The 1,650-nt window shown below is 78.4% G+C and carries 2 protein-coding genes; one reads left to right on the plus strand and one right to left on the minus strand.

The window, feature by feature from the left end:
* The first annotated feature begins 312 nt into the window (after positions 1–312).
* A complete protein-coding gene (locus tag HCN52_RS24285) occupies positions 313–1,128 on the plus strand; it encodes an LppU/SCO3897 family protein (protein ID WP_168090564.1) in 816 nt (271 codons plus the stop codon).
* Positions 1,129–1,271: 143 nt separating this feature from the next.
* On the opposite strand, the gene HCN52_RS24290 is transcribed toward HCN52_RS24285, so the two are convergent.
* On the minus strand, positions 1,272–1,505 hold the full coding sequence (locus HCN52_RS24290) for a hypothetical protein (RefSeq protein ID WP_168090565.1): 234 nt from the start codon (positions 1,503–1,505) through the stop codon (positions 1,272–1,274).
* Positions 1,506–1,650: the final 145 nt, after the last annotated feature.

A 1,650-nucleotide genomic window follows, 5' to 3' on the forward strand; every position in this document is an offset into this window, starting at 1 on the left:
GGTCCGCACTGCGTGCGGGCCCGGCCCCGCCGTCGTGACCGTCGTGACCTGCGGCGGACGATGGGGTCGGGCGGAGCCGAGCGGCCGGGGCGGGGTCGCGGTCGGAGAGGGCGGCCGCCGGGCAGCGGGCGGCGGCCGGTCGAACGCGTCGCGGCCGTCCGCCGGGGACCACCCCGGTGCGCGACGCTGACCACGCCCGTAGCCTGTTCGGGTGATTCCGGTGAGCGCGCGTCCCCGCACCCGCCGTCCCGCTGCCGTCGCCGGGGGCGCCCCTCCTCCGCTGCCCGACGAGCGCGATCCGGGAGGCGGTCCGTGAACCGGCGCGTCCGCCCCGGGCGGCCGACCGGTCGCCGCCCCGGTCCCTCGCACGCGGCCCGGCCGGTGATCGGCGGTCAGCTCCTGGTCCTCGGTGTCGTCCTCGCCGTCTTCGCCCTGTGGGTCGTGCCCGAGCTGACGCGGAGCGCCACCGGCCGGCCCGGGGCCGGCACAGGGGCGGTGCAGTCACCGGACGAGCCGCCGGTGGACCTCCCGGCGGCACCGGTGGAGGGCTTTCCCGGGGCGGCCGGGGAACCGCACCCGGCCTCGGACGCCACGGCCGAGCACTACCGCGAACTGGCGGCGGGCGACTGCCTGCGACGCGGCCGGGCCGGTCGGCCGGCGCCGGACCCGCACCGCCTCGCCTGCGACGATCCGGCGGCCTTCCTACGGGTGGACGACGTGGTGGAGACACCGCCGACGGCGGGGCACGAGGGGCACCGGTGCCCGCGGGGGCCCGGGCTGACCGACTGGGTCCACCGGGACTCGGACGGCGGCACCGTGGCGCTGTGCCTGCGGCGGGAGTTCCGCGCCGGTGAGTGCTTCGCCGCGGAGCTCGTCGCCGAGGGCGACGGCCACGCGGTCCGCGACGCGGACCTGCGGACCGGGCACACCTGCGGGGAGACCGGGCTGCCGGAACCGTGGACGGCGACGCTGGTGATCACCGACGTCCGGACCGCCCCGGCCGTCGCCGGGGGCCCCGTGGACTGCGCCCGGGACCGGGACGACCGGCGTGCGCACTGGTACTGGATCGTCGGCGGCGGCGACACGCTGCTGTGCGCCACCCCCGAGCCGCCGCTGTCCACGGGCTGAGCCCGGCGGTGAGCGGGGGCCGCAGTCGTCGTCGGGCGGCCGCCCGCCGTCGGCCAGGGCGTGCGCGGGCAGCGAGTGGCGCGGGCACGGCCGTCGTCGGCCGGGCCCGCGCCACTCGCTGCGGCAGGGTCAGGGACCGAAGGTCAGGAACCCTGCTTGCGCGACGTGTCCGTCACGATCACCAGCGCGGCGATCACCGCGAACAGGGCGATCGGCGCGAAGACGAAGTACGCGAGGGTCTCGAAGACGCTCAGGCCGGTGCCCGGGTCGTCGCCGTCGTCGCGGACCAGGGCGTGGGCGGCCGGAGATGTCGCCATCAGCATCATCAGCGTGCCGAAGGTGACGGCGCCGGCGCGGACGGTGCGCTTCTTGTTCATGTTGACCACGTGACCAAACTATCGGGCGGTTCGCGGGGGCGCGCGCCCGGGGTGACGTTCCGCCCCCGGCCCGCCCCGCCGGGCCTGCGCGGAGCAGCGGCGACGCCCGGGCCGGGACGCCGGCGCCGGGGGACGGGTCGGGCAC

Origin of the sequence: Streptomyces bohaiensis (assembly GCF_012033785.1) — a bacterium.
In the GTDB taxonomy this organism is placed as follows: Bacteria; Actinomycetota; Actinomycetes; order Streptomycetales; family Streptomycetaceae; genus Streptomyces; species Streptomyces bohaiensis.